Origin of the sequence: Burkholderia sp. MSMB1589WGS (assembly GCF_001636105.1) — a bacterium.
In the GTDB taxonomy this organism is placed as follows: domain Bacteria; phylum Pseudomonadota; class Gammaproteobacteria; order Burkholderiales; family Burkholderiaceae; genus Burkholderia; species Burkholderia humptydooensis.
Map to the genome: position 1 here is coordinate 352718 of NZ_LNJT01000006.1, position 25008 is coordinate 377725.

Genomic DNA, 25008 nt, shown 5'->3' on the forward strand with positions numbered 1-25008 from the left:
CGGGCGCGCCCGCTGCCTGGTGGGCGCCGCCGCGCGATCCGCGCACGGCGGCCATACCGCAACCGCCGCGGATCGCGGCGAGCGGCTGCGCCGCTTACTTCTCGATCGCGCGCGCCACTTCGTTCGATCCGTACCACAGCCGGTAGCGGACCTCGAACTCCTTCGGCACGTACACGACGATCGGCAGACGGCTGTTGTAGCGCAACAGGTAGCCGCTGCCGCGCACCGGCACGAACGCCTGCTGCGGTTCCTGGCCCGGGCAGGCCATCAGCGTGGCGGCCGGCCCCTTCGCATTGGCGAGCACGTAATACGGATAGCCCCAGCCCTGCACCGTTTCGTGCTTGAGGTCGCCGCCGAACCAGTGCTGATTGCAATCGACGTTGATCGTCTTGCCGACGACGAGTTCGACGCGAATGTCTTCTTCCAGCTTTTCGGCGGGCAGCACGATGACCTCGCGCTTCTGCCCCGCCTGGGCGGCCGGGAACATCTTGATGTCTTCCGCGGACGGCTTCGGCAACGATGCGGCGTCGGCGCCCGCGGCGGGCGTCGACGTGCTCGCCGCCGACGCGGCGGCGGAGAAGCCGGCGAATGCGACGCACGCCGCCCAGGCTGCCAGGCGAGAGGCTGATTTCATACGGTGCTCCTGAAGAAGAGTGATGAATTGAACGAAAAGCGCGACGCGCAGCCGGCTTCCGTCCTTCGACCGCTTACGTGATTGTAATGTGCAGACACAATTCGCTTCGCACGGAGCCGGTTCGCACACATCACAATGAAAACGACAGGAAATCAGGGAGAAGGAGAAAACCATGCTGAAACTCGTCGCTTCGCTCGGAGCCGCTGCGCTCCTGGCCGGCTGCGTCGCGGTGCCGGACGATGGGTACGGCTATGGCTACGCGCAGCCGTACTCGTACTATCCGGGCGGCTATGCGTATGGGCCGGGCTACGCGCCCGTGTACGGAACGGTGAATATCTGGGGCGGCGGCGGATGGCGCGACCGCGACCACTGGCGCGGCGGCGACGACCGCTGGCGTGGAGGCTGGCGCGGCGGCGACAACTGGCACGGCGGCGACCAGTGGCGCGGCGGCGGGCGCGGCAACGGCTGGCAAGGCGGCCGGGGCCCGGCCGGCGGCCGCAACGTCCGCGGCGGCAACGATTGGCCGGGCGGCGGCGACAGCGGCAGCCGGGGCGGGCGGCACTGATCGACGCGGGCCGCGGATTTGCAACGAGTTGTATCGCACGATGCGCTCGTGCCGCGGCGCGCGCATGTGGCGCATGCGTCATGCGTTGCGTCTTCGGCGCCGTCCCGTCGAACCGCTGCGGTTCTCATCTCCACAAGATCATCGAGGCCGCGAGGTCGCGCCCGATCGATTCGGCATGATCCCATGCGCGTTGCGCCGAGGCGATGCGCCGCCGGCCCACCACCCGGCCGAGCGCATCGATACGCATATCCGCGCACGGGCTCGTCGGCTCGTCATGACAGCGCGCCGCTCACGCTCACCATCCGGCCGGCTGCGGCTGCGCGTAGCCGTATCCGCGATAGCCATCGTCGTCGTACGCTTGCGCGCCGCAACCGACGTATGCGCGTCGATACGAGTCATAGCAATAGCCCGAGGGTTGACCGCCGTATCGGGGGGCCGGCTGATATTGTGCCGGCTGATAGGCAGGCGCCTGATACACGGGAGCCTGATAGGCGGGCGCCGTATACGCGACTGCCGGCGCCGGATTCAGCGCGGACGTCACGATCGCGCCCAGCACCGCGCCACCGATCAGCGCGCCGACGATGTCGCCGCCGCGATCGTGCGCGCTCGCGGGCCCCGCGAGCACGAGACTGCCCGCCGTCAACAGAACTGCCGCGATCTTCTTCATGATGGACTCCGCCGAACGTGGTGCATGACAAAGCCCATTGTGGGTGCCGCCCGCCGTAATAGATGCAGCAAGTGGTAACGCGGAATTACGCGTGTTGCGCCCTCGCTCGCGCCCGCCTGTGCCGTGCTACGATTTTCGGCACAAAGGAGACGCCGTCGATGAGCCCAGACACTGCCCGCCGATTCGATACCGAGTTCGCGCCGCGCATCGCGCGCGCCATCGCCGATTTGCTGACCCATCGGGCGGACACCGAGGTCGTCGGCTACGGCGGCCACGGCCATCCGACGCAGGTGCGAATCGTTGCGCCGCACACCGAGCACGTGCGCGGCTACGCGCACCCGCTCAACATCGCGCTCACGTGGGACACCGACGAGATCGAGCGCCTGATGGCGGAGGATGGCGCCGCGCGCTTCGAGCGCTATCTGGCGGCACTGCCGCACAAGCTGCCGGCCTGGGAAAACGCGCGCGGCATCGACTTCGGCTCGCGCACGCAGACCGACGCGCTCGTGCTGCTCGGCGGGCTCGACTTCGAGGCGTAAAGGTGGCGGCGGACGGCTGCGGGCAAGCCGCGTCGCACGATGCGTCGACCGGATTCGGTCCGGCATGCGGCGGCGAGGCGATCCGTCGCGATCCGTCACGATGCGCCGCTTGGCCGGCCGACGGACGCCGCACCCGATCGGCATCGGCGCATGATCGCGTTGCCGAGGCGTCCCCCGAATGCCCGGCTGCGCGATGGCCCAATTCGCGCAGCCTCGCACCGCTCGCGCATGCGCCCGCGCAACGCCCGACACGGCCGGCCCGCGCGTTCCCCCGCCACATGCCCGACTTCACGATTCAAGCGCCGGTGATACACTCGACCGGTTCACGCCGATGCTCGCGCGCGTTCGTCGCCGCGACGCGCAGGCGCCACTCTGTCGAACTTCACAAGGAGGCCCCCATGGCTGATTTCCGGCTTTGGACTGACGAGTTTCCGGCCAACGGCTTCATGCCGAAGGCGCAAGAGTACAAGCACGAAGGCTTCGGCGTCGACGGCGGCAACCGCTCGCCCGCGCTCCACTGGGAAGGCGTGCCCGCCGATGCGAAGAGCCTCGCGCTCACGGTCTACGATCCCGACGCGCCGACGGGCAGCGGCTTCTGGCATTGGACCGTCGTCAACATCCCGGCCGACGCGACGGGCCTGCCGCAGGACGCGGGCGCGGCCGGCAGCGCGGCGCTGCCCGCAAGCGCCGTGCAGGTGCGCAACGACTACGGCGACGAAGGCTTCGGCGGCGCCGCGCCGCCTCGCGGCGACAAGCCGCATCGCTACGTCTTCCGGCTGCACGCGCTGAAGGTCGACTCGCTGCCCGTCACGAAGGACACGACCAACGCGGTCGCCCGCTTCATGATCCATCTGAACGAGATCGATTCGGCGACTTACACCGGCCTCTACGAATTGAAGTAAGCCGTCCCGGCCGGGCGCACCGCCCGGCCCTTCGCCGCCGGCGCGCGCGACTCGGCGCGCGCGCCGCCGCTTGCGCCCGCCACGAACCCGCCGCCCCTCGCCTCGCCATCGCTTCCGTCATGAACGCCGATTCCGGACTGCCGTTCCCGCAACGCTACTGGGCGATCGTCTGCGTCGCGCTGGGCATCACGCTCGCCGTACTCGACGGCGCGATCGCGAACGTCGCGCTGCCGACGATCGCCCGCGATCTGCGCGCCTCCGACGCCGCGTCGATCTGGATCGTCAACGCGTACCAGCTCGCCGTCACGATCTCGCTGCTGCCGCTCGCGTCGCTCGGCGACCGGATCGGCTACCGGCGCGTCTACATCGCGGGGCTCGCGCTCTTCACGGCGGCGTCGCTCGGCTGCGCGCTGTCGAGCTCGCTGCCCGCGCTCGCGACGCTGCGCGTGATCCAGGGCTTCGGCGCGGCCGGCATCATGAGCGTCAACACCGCGCTCGTACGGATGATCTATCCGTCGTCGCAGCTCGGGCGCGGCGTCGCGATCAACGCGATGGTCGTCGCGCTGTCGTCGGCCGTCGGGCCGACCGTCGCGTCCGCCGTGCTCGCCGTCGCGCCGTGGCCGTGGCTCTTCGCGATCAACGTGCCGATCGGCATCGCCGCCGTATACGGCAGCCTGCGCGCGCTGCCCGTGAATCCGGGCCGCGACGCGCCGTACGACTTCGTCAGCGCCGTGATGAACGCATGCGTGTTCGGGTTGCTGATCGTGTCCGTCGACGGGCTCGGCTATGGCGAAAATCGCGCGAACGTCGCGGGCACCGCGCTCGCGGCCGCCGTGATCGGCTACTTCTTCGTCAGGCGGCAACTGACGCAGCCCGCGCCGCTCTTGCCCGTCGATCTGCTGCGCATCCCGATCTTCGCGCTGTCGATCGGCACGTCGGTCGCGTCGTTCACGTCGCAGATGCTCGCGTTCGTCGCGCTGCCGTTCTGGCTGCAGAACACGCTCGGCTTCTCGCAAGTGCAGACGGGGCTCTACATGACGCCGTGGCCGCTCGTGATCGTGGTCGCCGCGCCGCTCGCGGGCATGCTGTCCGACCGCTATTCGGCGGGCGCGCTGGGCGGCATCGGCCTCGTCCTCTTCGCGTCGGGCCTCCTCACTCTCGCGACGATCGGCGCGCACCCGGCGCCCGTCGACATCGTCTGGCGGATGGCGCTGTGCGGCGCGGGCTTCGGGCTTTTCCAGTCGCCGAACAACCGCGCGATCCTGTCGTCCGCGCCGCGCGAGCGCGCGGGCGGCGCGAGCGGGATGCTCGGCACCGCGCGGCTCACCGGGCAAACGCTCGGCGCCGCGCTCGTCGCGCTGATCTTCGGCGTCGCGCCGCAGCACGGGCCGACGATCGCGCTCTACACCGCAACCGCGTTCGCCGCCGTCGCGGCAGCCGTGAGCCTGATGAGACTCCGGGCGCGGCGCGACACCACCGCCGCGGCGGGTTGAGCGCCGCAGAATCGCCCGCGCGCGCCCACCCCGTGTTCGCGGCGGCGGCCGATCGCGGGCGGCCGCATGTCATGCCGCCATGCCGGCCCAGATACCGTTCGCCGAAGTCTCGCCGGCCCGCATGCATCGCGTGATGCGTCTCGCGTTGCCACCCGGCAATCCGCCGGAACGCAGCGTCCGGAATACCCCACCACTTTCGCAGTATCGCGCGGCCGCGTCGACTCGGCCATTCGGGCGACCCGCCCGCCGCGTCCACCCACCGGTTCTGCGCTTCCGCCCCGTTATTCCCCGCCCGTCGCCGTCCTCCGCTCCGCGCCGGGATCCGCACGCGCCCCCCTCTTCGCCAGCACTCCGCCCCGCACCGGCTGTCCAATACATGCCCGCGCCGCAAGCCGAGCGCATCCGCCGTTCGGGCGACGGGCTTCGGATGGCCTTCACGCCACCGTCAGGAGGGCGCCATGTCATTGATCGTCGCAGCACGCTTCACGACGCAGCCCGCCGCCGAGGCCGCTGCCCAGCGGCTTCTCGACAGCGATTTCGTCGCCGAGGACGTCAGCCTGTTCTTCGTCAATCCGCGCGGCCAGCACGCGCCACGATGGTCCGAACACCTGCCACGCGCCGAACATGCGGCTGCGCATCCGATCGACGCGATGCAGCACGCGCGACACGGCACGACGATCGGCGCCGTCGCCGGCGCGATCTTCGGCGTCGCGCTGTTTTCGCTCGTCACGCCGTCGCTCGTCGTCGCGATCTGTGCGGCCGGCGTCGGCGCGTTTCTCGGCGGATGGGTCGGCGGGATGATGCACAAGGAAGACTTCACGCGCATGCACGTGCGCGAGCTCGCGCACGACGCGATCCATCACGAGACGCGCGCGTCGGGGATGCTCGTCGCCGTGCACGTGACGGCCGATTCGCAGGCCGATGCCGCGCGCGTGCTCGCCGATGCCGGCGGCGCCGACATCGAGCGCGCGACGGGCCGCTGGCAGTCGGGCCACTGGGCGGACTTCGATCCGACCCGCCCGCCCGAACCGTTCAACGGCGCGCAGTCGCCGACGCACCGTCACGCGTGAGCGGCGCCGGCCGCATCGAACGAAAGACCGGGATGACGGCAGCGATCAGGAAGGAACGCGAAGCCGGAACGGGCAAAGCGCCGGGCCGATGCGATATCGGCCGGCGCCTTCAACGTGCGATTCCCGAGAAAAAAGCGAGGAGCAATGCGGAGGCGGTCACGCCTCCGCCGTCACGGCATCGAGAACGAAGCGGCAGCGCTCGTCGACGCTCGCACGCGGCAATTCGATCAGCCGATAGCCGCAGGCCGCATACGTATCGACCATCGCGTCGCAGGTGCGCACGGCCTCCGCGTAGTCCTGCTTGCGTTCGGTGTCCTGCACATAGATCTCCGGCCACGGCGGCGCGATGAACACGTCGCGGCGGTAGCGGAACCGCTCGGCGGCCGCGACGAGATGCGCGGGCACGGGCAGCGCGGACAGTTTCAGATAGCCGATCACGTCCGGCACGCCGCGATCGAAGAACACCGGCCCGTGCGCGCGCCGCGCGAGGTGGTGCGAGCGCATCTCCCAGCCGAGCATCAACTCGGCGAACGCAGCGCGGTCGCACCACGGCAGCGCATGGCCGCCGATCGCCATCTGATCCTGGATCACGCCGCGCCCGGCTTCGTGCGAGCGCGCGTAGCCGCGCGCCTCGAGCGCATCGATCAACGTGCTCTTGCCCGAACCGGGCCCGCCCGTGATCACGACGAAGCGCGCGACCGCCGCGTCGGCATCGGCGTCGGGGTCGCCCGCGCGGGCATCGGCGCCCGCGTCAAGCATTCGCGACGCGCCGTCCCGCGCGCTGCGTGACGGACGCGGCCGTCGCGACACTGCGCAGATCCGCGAGAAACGAATCGCGCCACACCGACAGATCGTTCTTGCGCAGCCGCTCGATGTTCTCCGCGTGGCGCGCCTGGCGCTCCTCGAGCGGCATCGCGAGCGCGCGCTCGAGCGATTCGGCCATCTGCGACAGGTCGAACGGATTCACGAGCAGCGCGCCCGGCAGCTCGGCCGCGGCGCCCGCGAATTCGGACAGCACGAGCACGCCGGGATCGTTCGGATCCTGTGACGCGACGTACTCCTTCGCGACGAGGTTCATCCCGTCGCGCAGCGGCGTCACGTAGCCCACCTGCGACAGCCGGAACAGCGCCATCAGCAGATTGCGCTCGTACTTGCGGTTCAGGTACTGGATCGGCGTCCAGTCGAGCTGCGCGAAACGGCCGTTGATCCGCCCCGCCTCGCCTTCTAGCGTCTGGCGGATTCGCTGATAGGTCTGCACGTCGGAGCGGGTCGGCGGCGCGATCTGCACGAGCGACACGCGCCCCTGCCAGCCGGGCGCGTTCGCGAGCATCCGTTCGAACGCCTGGAAGCGCTCGACGAGGCCCTTCGAGTAATCGAGGCGATCGACGCTGATCACGAGCCTGCGCTCGCGCATCGTGTCGCGCAGCGCCTTCACCGCCTTGCGCGAGCCGTATTCGACAGCCGCCTTGCCGATCGCATCCGGATAGATGCCGATCGGATACGCGGCGACCTTCACGACGCGGCCGTGCGCGTGCAGGATTCCATCCTCGCTCGAGGTGCCGAGCCCGCGGCGCTCGATGTAATCGACGAACGCCTGCTTGTCGCTTTCCGTCTGCAAGCCGACGACGTCATACGCGCACATGAACTTCATCAGCTCTTCGTGCGGCGGCACGGTCCGCAGGACCTCGGGCGACGGGAAAGGAATGTGCAGGAAGAAGCCGATTGGGTTCTTCACGCCGAGCTCGCGCAGGCAATGCGCGAACGGCAGCAGGTGATAGTCGTGCACCCAGATGATGTCGTCGGGCTGCACGAGCTCGCGCAACTGCTTCGCGAGCGCGCAGTTCACGCGCAGATAGCCTGCATATTCCTGGCGATCGAAGCGCGCGAGATCCCCGCGATAGTGGAACACGGGCCAGAGCGTGGCGTTCGAGAAGCCGCGATAGTACTGGTCGTAGTCGCGGCGGGTCAGGCCGACGGTCGCGTAGGTCACGTTGCCGGCCCGCTCGATCACGGGCTCCTCGGGCGCGCCGGCGATCTCGCCGTTCCAGCCGAACCAGACGCCGCCCGTCTCCTTCAGCGCGTCGAGCACGCCGACCGCCAGCCCGCCCGCCGTCGGACGCGCATCCTGGCCGGCCGCCACGCGATTCGATACCACGATCAATCTGCTCATTACGGCTTACCCTCCTGTATCAGATCGCCCGGCGAGCGGGAAAGCAGCACTCCCGTCAAATCAGGCAAGTCGCATGCCATCTCGCGACGTTTCGAACGTTAAAAATGCAAGAAGTTGTAACAAAGACGTCTTCATGCGTCCTGCTCCGAGCCGAGATCGCGCTGATAGTCAAGCCCTTCCGGGCGGGCGCCGCCCTGGTTGTGATCGCCGTCCGAAGGTGTATCGGGCGTGGAGCCGGCAGGCGCGGGAGAGGTCGGAGCATTGGCCGGCCGAGACGGGCCGGTGCCGGCGTCGCGCCCGCGATGCTCGGGGCGCTTGGAACGGCGCATGGCAGGGTGTCTCATGATCGGAGCGGCGCGGGGCCGTCGGTGAAACAGTCCATAGCTCTTTAGTTTAGGATCGCCGCGCAAGGTTCACGGTAACAATTACATTCAATTTGTAACGATTCGACCCCGGATCGCCGCTTTGCACCACAATGTTGCCGCTCGCGCGCGCCCGGCAGACGTTTTGTCAATTGTTTGCATTGCTCGTCGGACAATTGCAGAACAATGGCGCTCTACGTACGCTCGCTGCGCGACGCGCGGCGCACGAAGACAGGACCGCATTCAGGGATGAATCAACGCATCGCACGGCCGACGCGCCGTTGGGCCGCATGGGCCACGCTCGGCGCCGCCGCCTTCTCGACGCTGCTCTCCGGCTGCAATTCGCTCTATAGCGAAGGCGCGACGGCAGGTGCCGGCATCGCCGGCGCGGCCGTCGCCTCGAAAGTCACCAACAACGCCGCTGTCGCGACCGGCATCGGCCTGGGCGCCGTCGCGGGCGCGCGGGCGGGCGTCCAGTACACGCAGCGCGTCGCGCACCGCTATTCGCAGGCGCAGATCGCCGCGGCGGCGGGCCCGCTCGACGTCGGCGGCGTCGCGCCGTGGGCGACGCATCACTCGTTTCCGATCGAGGATGACGAGCACGGCCGCGTGACCGTGAGCCGGCTCATCAGCGTCGGGCCGCTCGACTGCAAGGAAATCGTGTTCTCGGTCGACACCGACGCGAAGGGGAACGCCCCCGCGCAATCGGGCTTCTACGTCGCGACGATCTGCCGGGACGGCCCCGCGTGGAAGTGGGCGTCGGCGGAACCCGCGACCGGCCGCTGGGGAGCGCTGCAATGAACGTGAACGCGCGCGCGGCGCTGCCGCTCGCGACGGCGCTCGCGCTCGCCGCAGCGGCGCTCGGCCTTTCCGGCTGCGGCTCGGTCGGCGCGGCGAGCGGTGCGCTCGCGGGCGCGGCGACGGGCCTCGTCACCGCGAATCCAGCCGTCGGCGTCGGCGTCGGCATCGCGGTGCAGGCGGCGACCGACGAGGCCGTCAACCGGACGATGAAGCAGCTCCACAAGAATCAGCAGGACGCGATCGCACAGGCGGCGGGCGGACTCGCCGTCGGCGAGACGCGCGCGTGGCAGGTGAAGAACCGGGTGCCGCTCGAAAACGGCGAAGGCGACGTGCGCGTGACGCGCGCGTTCCAGACGCCGCTCGCGCTCTGCAAGGAATTCGCGTTTTCGGTGAAGGACGGCGCGCGCGCCGACTGGTATCTCGCGAGCGCGTGCCAGGATGCGCAGGGCTGGCAATGGGCGTCGGCGGAGCCGGCCGTCGAGCGCTGGGGCAATCTGCAGTGAGGCGGGCGCGAGCCGAATGCCGCCGCGCGCACGCCCCTCGCCCCCTCCTCCGATCGGCGACCACGGGCCGCAACGGCCCGCCCGCCGCTCAGGACTCGACGTCCTCGAGGCTGAAGATCTCGGTCTGGTCGTTGTACGAGAAGATCTCGCCGTAACGGCCCCAGTCGATCACCGCGTCGAGCGTTTCCTCGGCCGCGCCGTCCGACAGGAAGTCCTCGAGCTCCTGCTCGAAGCGCACGCGCGGCGCGCGGTGCCCGGGCCGCTCGTTCAGCACCTTCTTGATTCGCGCGGCAAGCGGCACGTGGCGCAGCAGATGCTCGGCGAACATCATCTTGCGCTCCTGCGTGCCGAATTCGGCGAACACGCGCCCCGGCGGCGTGAGGAACACGTCGCCCTCGCGCACGTCGGCGAAGCCCAGGTACTGCAACACTTCGGCGATCGGGAACAGATCGTCGACCTCGAGATGCAGCGTGCGCGCGATTTCCGGCATGTCCGCGCGGCCGTGGTACGGCGGCGCGGCGAGCGTCTCGATGAGACCCGCCATCAGGTTCGTCGACACCTGCGGCAGCCAACTGCCGAGCTCGAGCCCCTTCTTCGTCGCCTCGCCGACCTGGCGCGCGGTCATCTTCGCGTAGATGTCGTCGACGAGGCGCCGGAACGCGGGGTCGAGCCGGTTGCGCGGATGCTTGAACGGCACCTTGATCTCGGCGATCACGCGGCCCGGATTCGACGACAGCACGAGAATCCGGTCGCACATGAACACCGCCTCCTCGATGTTGTGCGTGACGATCAGCACCGATTTGATCGGCATCCGGCCCTGCGTCCACAGATCGAGCAGGTCGGTGCGCAGCGTCTCGGCCGTCAGCACGTCGAGCGCGGAGAACGGCTCGTCCATCAGGAGCAGCGTCGGATCGACGACGAGCGCGCGCGCAAAGCCGACGCGCTGGCGCATGCCGCCCGACAGCTCGCGCGGATACGCGTTCTCGAAGCCGTCGAGACCGATCAGGTCGATCGCGGCGAGCGCGCGCTCGCGCCGCTCGCGCGCGCCGACGCCGAGCGCCTCGAGCCCCGCCTCGACATTCTGCAGCACGGTGAGCCACGGAAACAGCGCGAAGGTCTGGAACACCATCGCGACGCCCGCGGCCGGGCCGGAGAGCGGCTTGCCGAGATAGCTGACCTCGCCGCCCGTCGGCTCGATCAGCCCGGCGATGATGCGCAGGAGCGTCGATTTTCCGGAGCCCGAGCGGCCGAGCAGGCCGACGATCTCGCCTTCGCGCAGCGACAGGTTCGCGCCGTCGAGCACGAGCAGCTCGCCCTGCGTCTTGTTGAAGCCGCGGCTCACGTTCTCGACGCGCAGGATTTCCTCGCCGACCCGCGGCGGCACGGGCGGCGTGTGGACGGGGGCGTTGACAGCATTCGGGTTTTGCATCGCGTTTCGCTCTCGGTCGGTCTCAATCGGCTGACATCAGTCTCAAATCAGTCTCAATCGAGACGCAGCTTCGCTTCGGCGTACGCGTACAGCGGACGCCACAACAGGCGGTTGAACAAGGTGACGAACAGGGACATCACGGCGATGCCCAGGATGATCTTCGGGTAGTCGCCCGCGGCCGTCGTCTGCGCGATGTACGCGCCGAGGCCGTGCGCCTGGATCCTGGTGTCGCCCCACTGGACGAGCTCCGACACGATGCTCGCGTTCCACGCGCCGCCCGACGCGGTGATCGCGCCCGTCACGTAGTACGGAAAGATGCCGGGCAGGATCGCCTGCCGCCACCACTGCCAGCCGCGGATGCGGAAATTGGTGGCCGCTTCGCGATAGTCGTTCGGATAGGCGGTCGCGCCCGCGATCACGTTGAACAGGATATACCACTGGGTGCCGAGCACGATGAGGGGCGACAGCCAGATGTCCGCGTTCAGGCGATAGCGCGCGATCACGATCACGAACACCGGGAACAGCAGGTTCGCCGGGAACGCCGCGAGGAACTGCGCGAGCGGCTGCACCTTCTCGGCGATCGCGGGCCGCAGGCCGATCCACACGCCGATCGGCACCCAGACGACGGACGCGAGCGCGATCAGGAGCACCACGCGCAGCAGCGTGATGAGCCCCAGCACGAATACGTGGCCCACCTCGGCCATCGTCACGCCGGTCGACACGAAGCTGACCACGCGCCACACGACATAGGCCGTGCCGGCCAGCACGAGAATCGCCCACACGATATCGGCGGCGAACGACGCCTTCTTCTCGACCCGCGGCAACGTGAAGCGCACCGCTCCGGACAGCGGCAGGCGCAACGGAATCCGCGCGGCCTTCGCGAAGAACCAGCCGGCCGGCACCAGCAGTTGGTGGATCAGGCGCGTGCGGCGCACGAGGTCGAGCAGCCACGACTCGGGCGCGTTGCCGGAGCTGGTGGTTTCCATCCGGAACTTGTCGGCCCAGGCGACGAGCGGGCGGAACAGCAGTTGGTCGTACGCGAGGATCACGACCGTCATCGCGAGAATCACCCAGCCGACCGCGCCGAGATTCTTCTCGGCGATCGCCTGCGCGAGATAAGCGCCGATGCCGGGCAGCGTGATCGTGTGATTGCCGACCGTGATCGCCTCGGACGCGACGACGAAGAACCAGCCGCCCGACATCGACATCATCATGTTCCAGATGAGGCCCGGCATCGAGAACGGCACTTCGAGCTTCCAGAACCGCTGCCAGGACGTCAGATGGAAGCCGCGCGAGACCTCGTCGAGATCGCGCGGCACCGTGCGCAGCGACTGGTAGAAGCTGAACGTCATGTTCCACGCCTGGCTCGTGAAGATCGCGAAGATCGCGGCGAGCTCGGCGCCCAGCACGCGGCTCGGGAAGAGCGCGAGGAAGAACGTGACCGTAAACGAGATGTAGCCGAGCACGGGCACCGATTGCAGGATGTCGAGGATCGGCACGAGCACGATCCCCGCGCGGCGGCTCTTCGCGGCAAGCGTGCCGTAGACGAGCGTGAACGCGAGCGACGCGACCATCGCCGCGAGCATCCGCAGCGTCGTGCGCAGCGCATACTCGGGCAGATTCGCCGGATCGAGCGAAATTTTCTGCGTCTCGAGCGTCGCGATCGGCGCCATCGTCTCGTGAAAGCCGATCGCCGCCATCGCGATCACGCAGATGATGAGCGGGAACGCAACGAAATCCCAGCGGTTCGGCAGGACGCGCCACGCGGATGCGTTGGCGGTCCGGTTCGGATCGAAGAATCCGAGATCCATCAGGCGCCCTCCCCGGCAAGGCCGTGCGAATCGATAAATGAGGCCAGAAAGCGAATGTGACTCATGGCAAGGCGCGCTTACGCGGTAAATCGTTTTGACTGCAAGTGCCGCGAAAGCCGCGGCGCACCCGGCCGCCGGCATTTCGCTCGCGAAGCGGGGATCGCCCGGCCTCGCGACGGCAAGACACTACTACATCCTGTATTTCAGGCACAACCTTCCGGACGACGAACGATGGAATTCCGGCCTGGCCGCGAGCGCATCGTGTCTGGAACGGGCGCGCGGCGGGCGCATCTGCGGGGTGCGGCGGTGCGCCGGCCGGCCGCTGCTGCGCCGCAACGCCGAATTATGCCGCGATCCGGCCCCGCCGTGAACCCGCGTTCGCGCAAGCGCCGCGCGCCCGCAGGCGAGGCTTTCGTCGACGAATGGACACGCCGATGCGGGTATGATCGGTATTTGCCCCGAGCGGGGCCGATGGTCAATCAGGAGGAGTGAATGGCAGGAAATCTGGTTATCGTGTGCCGGGACCAGGACGCCGACGCGTTCGATCAACTGATGCAGGAGTATGGCTCGTTCCAGACGCGGCTGTCGTCGACGGCCTGGTATCTGAACATGAACATCGTGCCCGAGACGCTGCAGGAGGACATCCTCGAGCGTCTCGGCAAGTACACGACGCTTTACATCTTCGAGGCGACGAGCGTCACCTACAACACGATCGACAGCAACGCCGCCGAGACGCTCAGCACGCTCTTCGGCGAGTGACCCGCCGCCCGCGGCACGCCGGCGCGCTCGCGCCGGGCGCCGCGATTCCCGCGATTCCCGCGATCCCCGCGCCGCCCGTGCTGCAGTGCGTCAGGACGCCTCAGCCTGCGGTTCCGTCTTCGGCACGACGTCGAACGCAAACGTCATCGCGACCCGCAGGCCCCCTTCTTCCCGGTTGCCGATCTCGCATGTGCCGCCCGTGCGCTGCACGAGCCGCTCGACGATCGCGAGCCCGAGGCCGCTGTGGCCGTTGCCGCCGCGCGCCGGATCGAGCCGCACGAACGGGCGCGTCGCGTCCGCGAGATCGCGCGGCGCGATGCCCTTGCCGTGATCGCTGACGGTGAGCGTGTAGCCCGTTGCGGTGCGCGCGGTCGCGATCACGACGGGCGGCGCGCCGTACGCGTGCGCATTGTCGAGCAGGTTCGACAGCACCCGGTCGAGCGTCGCCGTCGGCAGGCGAAAGCCTGGCCCCGCCGCGAGCTCGGTCCGCACGGTCGGCGCGTTCGGCGACACCGCGCGGTACGTGCGCGCGATCCGCTCGCACGCCTGGTCGACCGGCACGGCCTCGCTGCGGTCGGCGTCGCCGTGCGCAAACACGAGGAATTGATCGACGATGTGCGTCATCGAATCGACGTCGCGCACGACGCCGTCGCGCAGCCGCGCGTCGTCCATCATCTCGGCGCGCAGCCGCATCCGCGCGAGCGGCGTGCGCAGGTCGTGCGCGACGCCCGCGAGCATCACCGCGCGGTCGTTCTCCGCGCGCGACACCTGCTTGACCATCTGATTGAAGCCGTGCGTGAGCTGGCGCAGCTCGCGCGGCCCGCGCTCGGGCAGCGGCGGCACCGCCATCCCGCGGCCGAAGCGCGCGACCGCGCGCGCGAGCGAGCTGAGCGGCTGCTGCAACTGCCACGCGGCGAAGAGCGCCGCCATCACTGCGGCCGAGAAGATCATCACGAGCCAGAGCACCATCCGGTCGAGCGAGCGCGGCGGCCGCAGCGGCTGAACCGGCACGACGATCCAGTCGCGGTCGGTCGGCTGCTTGACCCACAGCACGGGCGGATGGCCCGGCCTGCCGATGCGCACCTGCGTGCCGACCGGCAGGCGCTCGCGCAGGTCGTCGGCGAAGCGCTTGAGCGGGGGCGGCAGATCCGGGTTCGCAGCCGGCACGTCGCCGCTGCCCGGCGCGACGAGCCGCACCCGCGACGGCAGCGGCTGGTCGGGCGAGCGCTCCGCGTGCTGGCGCACCGCGTCGACGAGGAACGCCGCCTCCTCGACCGCGTAGCGCGTCTGGAACTGGTTGCGCTCGAGCCGGATCGCGAAGTACCAGGCGAAGTGCGACAGCAGCAGCACGCAGACGACGAGGAGCGCGAGCCGCCCGAACAGCGAATCAATGGGCTTGCGCATGAGCCTCGCCGTTCGGCACGAACACGTAGCCGCGCCCGCGCACCGTCTGGATGAAGCGCGGCGTCGACGGATCGGTTTCGAGAATCCGGCGCAGGCGCCAGACCTGCACGTCGATCCCGCGGTCGGTGCCGTCGTACTCGGGGCCGTGCAGCAGTTCGAGCAGGCGCTCGCGGGTCAGCGTGCGCAGCGCATGGTTGACGAAGATCTTCAAGAGCGCGAATTCGCTGCTCGACAGCGTCGCCGGCTTGCTGTCGACCGACAGCGTGCGCGCCTGGAAGTCGAGCACGAAGCGGCCGAACGCGTACGGCTCGCGCTGCTCGGGCGCCGCCGCCGACGGCGTCGCGCGACGGCGGCGCAGCACCGCCTGCGCGCGCGCGAGCAGCTCGCGCGGGTTGAACGGCTTGCCGAGATAATCGTCCGCGCCGAGCTCGAGGCCGACGATCCGGTCGACGTCGTCCGCGCGCGCGGTCAGCATGATCACCGGGATGTCGTCGCCCGCCGCGCGCAGTTGGCGCAGCGCGGTGAGGCCGTCTACGCCCGGCATCATCAGGTCGAGCACGATGAGATCGGGGCGCTCGCGTTCGAGGCGCTTTTCGAGCGAGGCGGCGTCGTGCAGCACCGACACCTCGATGCCCTGCCGCACGAGGTAGTCGCGCAGCAGGTCGCGCAGTTCTTGGTCGTCGTCGACGATGAGGATCTGTGTAGTCATGGCGTGAAGTTTACCGTGCGGGTTCTCGGGGCTGAGCGAAACAAATTCCTGAAAGGGTTACTGCGGATTACCGCGCAAGCAGAGTGTAATGCGCGGTAATCGCGGCGGCGGCGCGCGTAACACGGGGGCGGGAGCGCTTGGCTACGCTGCGCATTACCGGATGCCGCCTCACGCCGGGGCGCGAACGCCCAGGCGCCGAGCCGGCCGCAGCACCGGATTTTTCAATACAGGAGTTGCTCAATGTATAAGAAGACTTCCCGCCTCGCCATCGCCGCCGCCGTGCTCGCCCTGTCGTTCAGCGCCGTCTCGCGCGCCGCGCCGCCCGACATGCCGCCGCCGGGCGGCCCGGGCGAGCATCATCATAGGGAAGGCGGCCCGTTCATGATGATGCAGCGAATCCACGACAAGCTGAACCTGAGCGCCGCGCAGGAGCAGCAATGGCAGGCCGCCGTCAATACGATGAAGCAGAACCGCGACGCGATGCGCAAGAGCCACGACGCGCTGCGCCAGCAGTTCCAGACCCAGCAGAACCAGCCGATCCTCGATCTGAACGCGCTGCACGCGGCGCGCCAGCAGGCCGAGCAGCAGAACGCGCAGTTGCGCGAGCAGACGGCTTCCGCGTGGCTCGCGTTCTATAACGGCCTGAACGACCAGCAGAAGACGACGGTCAGCACCGCGCTCAAGCAGCAATTCGCGAAGATGGACGAGCGTCGCGCGAAGATGCACGAGCGCTGGGAGCAGCGGCGCGCGGCGAAGGGCGCGTCGGCGCCTGCGCCGCAGCAGTGACGCCGGGCGGTGGGCGAGCGGCGCGGCCGGGCAGCGCCGCGACCCGACGCTCGTCCGGTCGCGGTGTTTTCACATCGACGCGGCCCCGCCCGCCGCGTCACGCAAGATCGAACAGCAACACCTCCGCGTGCTCGCCGCGCTCGAACACGACGGTCTCGATTCCGGCAATCCGCGCGCCGTCGCCCGCCGCGAGCGCCTCGCCGTTCACCGCCACGCTGCCGCGCGCGACGTGCACGTACGCGCGCCGGCCGGCCGGCAGCGCAAACTCGGCGCGCTCGTCGCCGTCGATGAGGCCCGCGTAGATCGACGCGTCCGAGCGCACCGACACCGCCCCGTCGCGCCCGTCGGGCGACGCGACGAGCCTCAGCCGGCCGCGCTTGTCGGCGTCGGCGAAGCGCGCTTCCTGGTAGCCGGGCCGGCCGCCCGGCTCGGTCGGCAGCAGCCAGATCTGCAGCAGATGCAGCGTCGCGTCCCGCGACGCGTTGTATTCGCTGTGCACGATCCCCGTGCCCGCGCTCATCCGCTGCACGTCGCCCGCTCGGACGATCGAGCCGTTGCCCATGCTGTCGCGGTGCGCGAGCGCGCCTTCGAGCACGTACGTGACGATCTCCATGTCGCGATGCGGATGCATGCCGAAGCCGCGCGTCGGCGCGATACGATCGTCGTTCAGCACGCGCAGCGCGCCGAAATGCACGTGCTCGGGATCGCGATAGTCGGCAAACGAAAAGCTGTGATAGGTATCGAGCCAGCCATGATCTGCATGGCCGCGGTCGCCCGCGCGGCGGATCTCGAACATGGCGCTTCCCCCTGAGAAATATCGACAGCCTCGAATGTAGAGGTCGCGCACGCCTGCAACAATCCGGCGCGAATGCACCGGTTCGTTGCGCCGATCCGCGCAATCGTCCACACGATTCGCGCACTATTCGCACACGACGCCGCGCCGACGAGCGAAGCGATGCCGACGCGCGGCACGCTCGCATGCATCGTTTCTGCTGGGCCGCGGCCGGCGTTCGGGTAAAATACCGCGCTTTTGGCCGCCGTCGACGGTGCCTGGCCCGTTGGGCAAGCCGCGCCGACATCGACGAACGCGAATTTTGGCCACCTAGAATACGCCCGGCGCACGCGTGACCGGGCGAATCCGGCCGCGCGGCCGGGGAAGTCAGGAAGAGGAACGACATGAAGAAGCTCGCCTTGTGCGCGGCCCTCGCCCTTGCGGCGGGCGGCGCCTTCGCGAAGGAATGGAAGACCGTGCGGATCGGCGTCGACGCCAGCTATCCGCCGTTCGAATCGACCGCGCCGAGCGGCGAGATCGTCGGATTCGACGTCGATCTCGCGAAGGAAGTCTGCAAGCGGATCAACGCGAAGTGCGTCTGGACGCCGCAGGATCTCGACGGAATCATCCCCGCGCTGAAGGCGAAAAAGTTCGACGTGATCGTGTCATCGCTGACCGTCACCGACAAGCGCCGCGAGCAGATCGATTTCTCCGACAAGCTGTACGACGCGCCCGCGCGCATGATCGCGAAGGCGGGCTCGCCGCTCGCGCCGACCATCGAGTCGCTGAAGGGCAAGCGCGTCGGAGTCGAGCAGGGCTCGACCCAGGAGACCTTCGCGAAGGCGCACTGGGAGCCGAAGGGCGTGACGATCGTGTCGTACCAGAACCAGGATCAGGTGTACGCCGATCTCGGCTCGGGCCGCCTCGACGCGACGCTGCAAGACGAGCTGCAGGCCGACTACGGCTTCCTGCGCACGCCGCGCGGCAAGGGCTTCGCGTGGGCAGGCCCGGCCGTGAAGGACCCGAAGACGCTCGGCGACGGCACCGCGATGGGGCTGCGCAAGGACGACGCGGACCTGAAGGACGCGATCAACCGCGCGCTCGCGTCGATGCACAAGGACGGCACGTACGACAGGCTGTCGCGCAAGTACTTCCCGTACAGCGTCTATTCGGCGAAGTAAGCGCCGGGCGGGCCACGCCGAGCGACCGGCGCGCGGCCCGCGCAGCACCAGCGGTCGACACCACGCGCCGCAATGCGCCGCCGCCCTGCCCGATCGCAGGCGACGGCGCGGCCCGCGAAAGCGGAGCGGCGATGATACGCACGGGGCGTTCCGCGCAACACGCGGGGCGCGTCTTTCGCGGCGCGCACGACGCGCCGTCAAGGACTACATATGTTTCTTCAAGGCTACGGCCCGCTGATATTCTCCGGCACCTGGCAGACCGTCAAGCTCTCGGTGCTGTCGCTCGCGCTGTCGTTCCTGCTCGGCCTCGTCGGCGCGGCGGCGAAGCTGTCGAGGAACCGCGTCTCGAACGGGATCGGCACGCTCTACACGACGCTCATCCGCGGCGTGCCGGACCTCGTGCTGATGCTGCTCCTCTTCTACAGCCTGCAGATCTGGCTCAACCAGCTCACCGACGTGATGAACTGGGATCAGATCGACATCGATCCGTTCGCGGCCGGCGTGCTCGTGCTCGGCTTCATCTACGGCGCGTACTTCACCGAGACGTTCCGCGGCGCGTTCCTGTCGGTGCCGCGCGGCCAGCTCGAGGCGGGCAGCGCATACGGGATGACGAACTGGCAGGTGTTCGCGCGGATCATGTTCCCGCAGATGATGCGCTTCGCGCTGCCCGGCATCGGCAACAACTGGCAGGTGCTCGTGAAGTCGACGGCGCTCGTGTCGATCATCGGTCTCGCCGACGTCGTGAAGGCGTCGCAGGACGCGGGCAAGGGCACGCTGCGATTCTTCTTCTTCACGCTGCTCGCGGGCGCGATCTATCTCGCGATCACGACGATCTCGAACTTCGTGCTGATGTGGCTCGAGAAGCGTTATTCGACGGGCGTACGCAAGGCTGACCTATGATCGAGCTGATCCAAGAATACTGGCGCAACTACCTGTATACGGACGGGTATCGCTTCACCGGCCTCGCGATCACGATGTGGCTGCTCGTCGTGTCGATCGGGATCGGCTTCTGCCTGTCGGTGCCGCTCGCGGTCGCGCGCGTGTCGAAGAGGAAGTGGCTCGCGGGCGCCGTCTGGCTCTACACGTACGTGTTCCGCGGCACGCCGCTCTACGTGCAGCTTCTCCTCTGCTACACGGGCCTCTACAGCCTGCAGGCCGTGCGCGGCACGCCGATGCTCGACGCGTTCTTCCGCGACGGGATGAACTGCACGCTGCTCGCGTTCACGCTGAACACCTGCGCGTACACGACCGAAATCTTCGCGGGCGCGATCAAGTCGACGTCGTACGGCGAGATCGAGGCGGCCCGCGCCTACGGGATGTCGACCTTCACGCTGTATCGCCGGATCGTGCTGCCGTCGGCGCTGCGCCGCGCGCTGCCGCTCTACAGCAACGAAGTGATCCTGATGCTGCACGCGACGACGGTCGCGTTCACGGCGACCGTGCCCGATATCCTGAAGATCGCGCGCGACGTCAATTCGGCGACCTACATGTCGTTCCATGCATTCGGCATCGCCGCCCTCCTCTACCTCGCGATCTCGTTCACGCTCGTGTGGCTGTTCCGCCGCGCCGAGCGCCGCTGGCTCGCGTATCTGCGCCCGCAAGGCAAATGAGTTTCGCCCGGACATGCCTCAGATGAACACCCAGATGCACAAGCTCTTCGTCGACGATCTCCACAAGCGCTACGACAACAACGAAGTTTTGAAGGGCGTCTCGCTGCGCGCGAACGCGGGCGACGTGATCAGCGTGATCGGCTCGTCCGGCTCGGGCAAGAGCACGATGCTACGCTGCATCAACTTCCTCGAGCAGCCCAACGCGGGCCGCATCTTCGTCGACGGCGAGGAAGTGCGCACCGCGCAGGACAAGACGGGCGCGCTCAAGGCCGCCGATTCGAAGCAGCTCCAGCGCGTGCGCACGAAGCTCGCGATGGTGTTCCAGCACTTCAATCTGTGGTCGCACATGAACGTGCTGGAGAACGTGATGGAAGCGCCCGTGCACGTGCTGGGGATTTCGAGGCGCGAGGCGGAGGGGCGCGCGCGCGAATATCTGGAGAAGGTCGGTCTCGCGCCGCGGGTGGAGAAGCAGTATCCGTCGCATTTGTCGGGCGGCCAGCAGCAGCGCGTCGCGATTGCGCGCGCGCTGGCGATGCACCCGGACGTGATGCTGTTCGACGAGCCGACGTCGGCGCTCGATCCGGAGCTGGTCGGCGAAGTGCTGAAGGTGATGCAGAAGCTCGCGGAGGAAGGGCGGACGATGATCGTCGTCACGCACGAGATGGGCTTTGCGCGCAACGTGTCGAATCACGTGATGTTTCTGCACCAGGGTCGCGTCGAGGAGGAAGGCGCGCCTGCCGAGGTGTTCGGCGGCACGAAGAGCGAGCGCCTGAAGCAGTTCCTGTCGGGCAGCCTCAAGTAAGCCATCGGGCGCCGGTGCGGGCGCCATCGCATCGTCGAACCACGTTCGCGGGCGCTTCGCTCGCGAGCCGGTAGCGTACCCATTGCGCTCCACGTCCGCGCCGATCGCCTCATGGAAACGAATCGCGGGCTCGTTCCAGTCGAGCACACTCCATTCGAAGCGCCCGCAGCGAAGCGGCACGCGCGTGCGCCCCCCCTGCCGCCGTTTTCATTACGGATTCCTGACACAACCGACGCAAACGCGTTTACCCGCACGATTTCCCAGCGTCAATAGTGGCAATCCTTGATCCACCTCGCCCGATTCCGTGCGTGCCTTGCCCATCAAGGCATCCGACCGTTTCTGCGAAGGCCGTCCGGCACGGCTTCGCGCATGTTTATGGCAATTTGGCGACACGTGCTAGTCAAACAACGATTTTCATCGCCACAAAAGTGTATTTTTGCTAAATTAGTAACCAAAGTAGCAAAACGAAAGTCATGAAATGTAGTTTTACTTCATGACGGCAGGAGACCCCGGCAAGCCGTCACCGGCCACACGGGCCCGCAAAACGGTACTCCCGTCCGCTCGCTCACGTGCTTCGCCGAACCGGCTGCACGCGGTCTCTCTGGTTATCCCAATTTTGTCCGGCACACGAAGCCGGACATCTTGCGCAGTTCTGGGTTGACTTTTTGACAGGGTATGGAGGAGATGATGAAGAAAGTTATGCTCGCGGCGGTACTGGCGACTGCCGGAGTGGCGGCTCACGCTCAAAGCAGCGTGACGCTGTACGGCCGTCTGGACGCCGGCATCGAATACATGAACGGCCTGCCGAGCGCGAACGGCGGCAGCACGAGCCGCTGGCGCGCGGAAAGCGGCAACTGGGGCACGAGTCTCTGGGGCTTGAAGGGCTCGGAGGACATCGGCGGCGGCAACAAGATCGTGTTCCAGTTGGAAGGCAGCTTCGACACGATGAACGGCAACGGCCCGGGCGCCGGCAGCATCTGGAATCGCTGGGCGACGGTCGGCATCTCCAACGACACATACGGTACCCTGCTGCTCGGCCGCGAGCTCGCGATCGCGAACGGCGTGTGGGACTTCGATCCGTTCGGCCAGTCGTCGTGGTCGACGGCCTCGCTCGTGCGCGGCCGCAACTGGAACAAGACCAGCAACAACATTTCGTATCAATCGCCGAAGCTTTACGGCTTCGACGTCTACGGCCAGTACGCGCTGTCGAACGCGACGAACTGGAACGGCAACGGCTCGACGAGCCAGGGCCGCAGCGCGGGCCTGCAGCTCACCTACACGACGTCGCTCTTCCAGGTCCGCGGCCTCTATGACGAAGCGCGCGATCCGGCGAACGGCAAGCTCGACGACGTGTTCAACTACTCGCGCGAATATTTCGCCGGCGTGAACGTGTTCCTCGGCCAGTTCAAGATTCAGGCGGCATATCAGACGTCGCACGCCGACAGCGCGCCCGTCGTGAACAGCGGCATCACGTCGACGCAGCAAGTCTGGGGCGGCGTGACGTGGCAGGCAACGCCCGCCGCCGCGCTGATCGCGGCCGCCTATCACGTGAACGCGAACCACGGCGGCGGCAACGCGAACATCTTCACGGTCGGCGGCACGTACAACCTGTCGAAGCGCACGCTGCTCGACATGCAGGTCGCGACGGTTCGCAACAGCAAGACCGCGAACTTCGGCCTGAACGCGAACCCGGCCGGCACCGACATCTCGACCGGCAATCCGAAGTTCGGCGGCAGCCAGACGGGCGTGTACGCCGGCATCCAGCACCTGTTCTGATCACTCACGCCTGATCATTTGAACCGATAGTCTTTTCACGCTGCTGCGAGAGGCGCGTACCGGTGCGATACCCCTGGGTGTCGCACCGTTTTTTTATTCTTCGCGGCCTGCCTCAGACGGCCGCTTCGTTCTCCTCGCCCGTGCGAATCCGGATCACGCGCTCGACGTCCGACACGAAGATCTTGCCGTCGCCGATCTTGCCGGTGCGCGCGGCGCCGATCACCGCGTCGATCACCTGATCGACGAGATTGTTCGCAACCACCACTTCGATCTTCATCTTCGGCAGGAAATCGACCACGTACTCGGCGCCGCGGTAGAGCTCCGTGTGCCCCTTCTGGCGGCCGAAGCCCTTCACTTCCGTGACGGTGAGCCCCGTCAGGCCGACTTCGGCGAGCGCTTCGCGCACTTCGTCCAGCTTGAACGGCTTGATGATGGCGGTGATGCGTTTCATGATGTGCCCCTTGCTTCGAATGAGTAAAAATCGTCAGCCGATTCTACGCCGCGCGCCGCGTCAGTCGATGCTCTCGGTGAAGCGCGACGTGATCGGATAGCGCCAGTCGCGCCCGAACGCGCGGTGCGTGACGCGAATGCCGACGGGCGCCTGCCGGCGCTTGTACTCGTTGATCTTGATGAGCCGCGTGACGCGCTTCACGTCCGCCTCCGAATAGCCCGCCGCGACGATCTCCGAAAGCGGCCGGTCCTCCTCCATGTACATCCGCATGATCGCGTCGAGCACGTCGTACGGGGGCAGGCTGTCCTGGTCGGTCTGGTTCTCGCGCAACTCGGCCGACGGCGCGCGCGTGAGGATCCGCTCGGGAATGATGCCGAGCGCGCCATATTCGGCCGCCGCGTTGCGGTAATGGCAGAGCCGGTAGACGAGCGTCTTCGCGATGTCCTTGATCACCGCGAAGCCGCCCGCCATGTCGCCGTACAGCGTGCAATAGCCGACCGCCATCTCGCTCTTGTTGCCCGTCGTCAGCACAATCGAGCCGAACTTGTTCGACAGCGCCATCAGCAGCGTGCCGCGGATGCGCGCCTGGATGTTCTCCTCGGTCGCGTCTTCCGCGCGGCCCGCGAATTCGCCCGCGAGCGACGCGCGGAACGCGTCGAACATCGGCGCGATCGCGATCTCGTCGTAGCGCACGCCGACGCGCGCCGCCATGTCGGCCGCGTCGGTCGTCGAGATGTCGGCCGTGTAGCGCGACGGCATCATCACCGCGCGCACGCGCTCCGCGCCGAGCGCGTCGACGGCGACCGCGAGCACGAGCGCCGAATCGACGCCGCCCGACAGCCCGATGATCGCGCCCGGGAAGCCGTTCTTGCCGATGTAGTCGCGCACGCCGAGCACGAGCGCGCGATACACCTGCGCCTCGACGGACAGCGCCGGCGCGATAGCGGCGGGCAGCGGGTGCGCGCCGTCGAACTCGACGATCGCGTTGCCTTCCTCGAACTGCGGCATCTTCGCGACGAGCTCGCCCGCGCCGTCGAGCACGAACGAGCCGCCGTCGAACACGAGCTCGTCCTGGCCGCCGACGAGGTTCACGTAGACCATCGGCAGGCCCGTTTCGCGAATCCGCGCGCGCAGGATATCGATGCGCACCGTGTCCTTGTTCATGTGATACGGCGAGCCGTTCGGCACGATCAGCACCTGCGCGCCCGCCGCCTTCGCGAGTTGCGCGGCCGACGCGTGCCACACGTCCTCGCAGATCACGACGCCGAACGTCACGCCGTTCAATTCGAACACGTACGGCGCGGCGTCGGTCGCGAAATAGCGCTTCTCGTCGAACACCTCGGTGTTCGGCAAGTCCTGCTTCCGGTACGTGCCGGCCACCTCGCCGCCCACGATCAGCGACGCCGCGTTGTAGGTGTCGGCGGGCGCGGCGCCGCGCTCGATCGGGCGGTTTGCATTACCATCGGCGCTTGGCGCGCTTGGTGCTCCTGCGTCGCCCGCGCGCAGCGGATGGCCGACGAGCACCGCGAGCCCGGCGAGCGGCTTCAGTTGCGCGGCGAGCTCGGCGAGCGCCGCGTCGGACGCCGCGTAGAACGCGGGGCGCAGCAGCAGATCCTCGGGCGGGTAGCCTGACAGCGCGAGCTCCGGCGCGATCAGGAGCTGCGCGCCGGCATCGTGCGCGGCTTGCGCGGCGGCGACGATCTTGGCGGCGTTGCCGGCGAAATCGCCGACGGTGACGTTGAGTTGGGCGAGTGCGATACGGGTCTTCATCACGGAATCAGCGCGGCCTCCTCGGGCCGTGGCGCGAACGCC

At 68.1% G+C, this 25008-nt stretch carries 26 protein-coding genes; 14 read left to right on the top strand and 12 right to left on the bottom strand.

What is annotated here, in order from left to right:
• Positions 1–94: 94 nt before the first annotated feature.
• A complete protein-coding gene (gene eco / locus WT16_RS03950; RefSeq protein ID WP_059932182.1) occupies positions 95–634 on the bottom strand; it encodes a serine protease inhibitor ecotin in 540 nt (179 codons plus the stop codon).
• A 172-nt stretch (positions 635–806) separates the two neighbouring features.
• On the opposite strand from eco, the gene WT16_RS03955 reads away from it, so the two are divergent.
• Positions 807–1199 (top strand): hypothetical protein, encoded by a 393-nt coding sequence (locus WT16_RS03955; protein ID WP_063532748.1) that lies wholly within the window; start codon positions 807–809, stop codon positions 1197–1199.
• 295 nt (positions 1200–1494) lie between these two features.
• Here the strand turns inward: WT16_RS03955 and WT16_RS33455 are convergent, their stop codons facing one another.
• Positions 1495–1866, bottom strand: a complete 372-nt coding sequence (locus tag WT16_RS33455; protein ID WP_063532749.1) for a hypothetical protein — start codon at positions 1864–1866, stop codon at positions 1495–1497.
• A 158-nt stretch (positions 1867–2024) separates the two neighbouring features.
• Here WT16_RS33455 and WT16_RS03965 point away from each other — a divergent pair, with 158 nt between their 5' ends.
• The 4 genes from WT16_RS03965 to WT16_RS03980 all read left to right on the top strand — a co-directional run bounded on the left by WT16_RS03965 (position 2025) and on the right by WT16_RS03980 (position 5870).
• Positions 2025–2405 carry a DUF5594 family protein gene (locus WT16_RS03965; RefSeq protein ID WP_063532750.1) on the top strand — a complete coding sequence of 127 codons (381 nt, stop codon included), beginning with the start codon at positions 2025–2027 and terminating at the stop codon, positions 2403–2405.
• Between the two features lie 398 nt (positions 2406–2803).
• The gene (locus tag WT16_RS03970) at positions 2804–3307 is read left to right on the top strand and encodes a YbhB/YbcL family Raf kinase inhibitor-like protein (protein ID WP_009911637.1); all 504 of its coding nucleotides are present in this window, start codon (positions 2804–2806) and stop codon (positions 3305–3307) included.
• 119 nt (positions 3308–3426) lie between these two features.
• Positions 3427–4800 (top strand): MFS transporter, encoded by a 1374-nt coding sequence (locus tag WT16_RS03975; RefSeq protein ID WP_063532751.1) that lies wholly within the window; start codon positions 3427–3429, stop codon positions 4798–4800.
• A 458-nt stretch (positions 4801–5258) separates the two neighbouring features.
• A complete protein-coding gene (locus WT16_RS03980) occupies positions 5259–5870 on the top strand; it encodes a glycine zipper domain-containing protein (protein WP_063532752.1) in 612 nt (203 codons plus the stop codon).
• Between the two features lie 156 nt (positions 5871–6026).
• On the opposite strand, the gene WT16_RS03985 is transcribed toward WT16_RS03980, so the two are convergent.
• From WT16_RS03985 to WT16_RS30155, 3 genes are all read right to left on the bottom strand, one after another.
• On the bottom strand, positions 6027–6629 hold the full coding sequence (locus tag WT16_RS03985) for an AAA family ATPase (protein ID WP_015600921.1): 603 nt from the start codon (positions 6627–6629) through the stop codon (positions 6027–6029).
• The gene (otsA, locus tag WT16_RS03990) at positions 6622–8040 is read right to left on the bottom strand and encodes an alpha,alpha-trehalose-phosphate synthase (UDP-forming) (RefSeq protein WP_015601718.1); all 1419 of its coding nucleotides are present in this window, start codon (positions 8038–8040) and stop codon (positions 6622–6624) included. The genes WT16_RS03985 and otsA overlap by 8 nt, the downstream gene beginning before the upstream one ends.
• Before the next feature lie 131 nt (positions 8041–8171).
• Positions 8172–8369: a hypothetical protein gene (locus WT16_RS30155; RefSeq protein WP_006024936.1), complete on the bottom strand. Its 198-nt coding sequence runs from the start codon at positions 8367–8369 to the stop codon at positions 8172–8174.
• A 282-nt stretch (positions 8370–8651) separates the two neighbouring features.
• Between WT16_RS30155 and WT16_RS03995 the strand changes: the two genes are divergently transcribed.
• Entirely contained in the window at positions 8652–9203 is a 552-nt protein-coding gene (locus tag WT16_RS03995) for a hypothetical protein (protein ID WP_043282176.1), read from the top strand.
• On the top strand, positions 9200–9706 hold the full coding sequence (locus WT16_RS04000; protein WP_006024934.1) for a hypothetical protein: 507 nt from the start codon (positions 9200–9202) through the stop codon (positions 9704–9706). The genes WT16_RS03995 and WT16_RS04000 overlap by 4 nt, the downstream gene beginning before the upstream one ends.
• Before the next feature lie 88 nt (positions 9707–9794).
• Here the strand turns inward: WT16_RS04000 and WT16_RS04005 are convergent, their stop codons facing one another.
• Together WT16_RS04005 and WT16_RS04010 are read right to left on the bottom strand one after the other, a co-directional pair.
• Entirely contained in the window at positions 9795–11135 is a 1341-nt protein-coding gene (locus WT16_RS04005) for a nitrate/sulfonate/bicarbonate ABC transporter ATP-binding protein (protein WP_006024933.1), read from the bottom strand.
• A 53-nt stretch (positions 11136–11188) separates the two neighbouring features.
• Positions 11189–12946 carry an ABC transporter permease subunit gene (locus WT16_RS04010; protein ID WP_063532753.1) on the bottom strand — a complete coding sequence of 586 codons (1758 nt, stop codon included), beginning with the start codon at positions 12944–12946 and terminating at the stop codon, positions 11189–11191.
• Between the two features lie 492 nt (positions 12947–13438).
• On the opposite strand from WT16_RS04010, the gene WT16_RS04020 reads away from it, so the two are divergent.
• The gene (locus WT16_RS04020) at positions 13439–13705 is read left to right on the top strand and encodes a hypothetical protein (protein WP_006024930.1); all 267 of its coding nucleotides are present in this window, start codon (positions 13439–13441) and stop codon (positions 13703–13705) included.
• A 90-nt stretch (positions 13706–13795) separates the two neighbouring features.
• On the opposite strand, the gene WT16_RS04025 is transcribed toward WT16_RS04020, so the two are convergent.
• Positions 13796–15109, bottom strand: a complete 1314-nt coding sequence (locus WT16_RS04025; protein WP_063532755.1) for an ATP-binding protein — start codon at positions 15107–15109, stop codon at positions 13796–13798.
• Positions 15093–15818, bottom strand: coding sequence for a response regulator (locus WT16_RS04030; RefSeq protein ID WP_006024928.1), 726 nt, complete (start codon positions 15816–15818; stop codon positions 15093–15095). The genes WT16_RS04025 and WT16_RS04030 overlap by 17 nt, the downstream gene beginning before the upstream one ends.
• Positions 15819–16058: 240 nt before the next feature.
• Between WT16_RS04030 and WT16_RS04035 the strand changes: the two genes are divergently transcribed.
• Positions 16059–16604 carry a periplasmic heavy metal sensor gene (locus WT16_RS04035; RefSeq protein WP_009916750.1) on the top strand — a complete coding sequence of 182 codons (546 nt, stop codon included), beginning with the start codon at positions 16059–16061 and terminating at the stop codon, positions 16602–16604.
• 97 nt (positions 16605–16701) lie between these two features.
• On the opposite strand, the gene WT16_RS04040 is transcribed toward WT16_RS04035, so the two are convergent.
• On the bottom strand, positions 16702–17400 hold the full coding sequence (locus WT16_RS04040) for a pirin family protein (RefSeq protein ID WP_009916748.1): 699 nt from the start codon (positions 17398–17400) through the stop codon (positions 16702–16704).
• A 380-nt stretch (positions 17401–17780) separates the two neighbouring features.
• Between WT16_RS04040 and WT16_RS04050 the strand changes: the two genes are divergently transcribed.
• The 5 genes from WT16_RS04050 (at position 17781) to WT16_RS04070 (ending at position 22745) form a co-directional block, all read left to right on the top strand.
• Positions 17781–18557 (top strand): ABC transporter substrate-binding protein, encoded by a 777-nt coding sequence (locus WT16_RS04050; RefSeq protein ID WP_006024925.1) that lies wholly within the window; start codon positions 17781–17783, stop codon positions 18555–18557.
• Between the two features lie 210 nt (positions 18558–18767).
• Positions 18768–19457 carry a histidine ABC transporter permease HisQ gene (hisQ, locus tag WT16_RS04055; protein ID WP_006024924.1) on the top strand — a complete coding sequence of 230 codons (690 nt, stop codon included), beginning with the start codon at positions 18768–18770 and terminating at the stop codon, positions 19455–19457.
• Positions 19454–20167, top strand: coding sequence for an ABC transporter permease (locus WT16_RS04060; RefSeq protein ID WP_006024923.1), 714 nt, complete (start codon positions 19454–19456; stop codon positions 20165–20167). The genes hisQ and WT16_RS04060 overlap by 4 nt, the downstream gene beginning before the upstream one ends.
• A gap of 22 nt (positions 20168–20189) precedes the next feature.
• Entirely contained in the window at positions 20190–20969 is a 780-nt protein-coding gene (locus WT16_RS04065) for an ABC transporter ATP-binding protein (RefSeq protein ID WP_041861743.1), read from the top strand.
• A 687-nt stretch (positions 20970–21656) separates the two neighbouring features.
• On the top strand, positions 21657–22745 hold the full coding sequence (locus tag WT16_RS04070; RefSeq protein WP_009911629.1) for a porin: 1089 nt from the start codon (positions 21657–21659) through the stop codon (positions 22743–22745).
• A 112-nt stretch (positions 22746–22857) separates the two neighbouring features.
• Here the strand turns inward: WT16_RS04070 and WT16_RS04075 are convergent, their stop codons facing one another.
• Both WT16_RS04075 and WT16_RS04080 read right to left on the bottom strand, forming a co-directional pair.
• The gene (locus WT16_RS04075; RefSeq protein WP_004193987.1) at positions 22858–23196 is read right to left on the bottom strand and encodes a P-II family nitrogen regulator; all 339 of its coding nucleotides are present in this window, start codon (positions 23194–23196) and stop codon (positions 22858–22860) included.
• 60 nt (positions 23197–23256) lie between these two features.
• Positions 23257–24966 (bottom strand): NAD+ synthase, encoded by a 1710-nt coding sequence (locus WT16_RS04080; RefSeq protein WP_063532756.1) that lies wholly within the window; start codon positions 24964–24966, stop codon positions 23257–23259.
• Between the last annotated feature and the right edge of the window lie 42 nt (positions 24967–25008).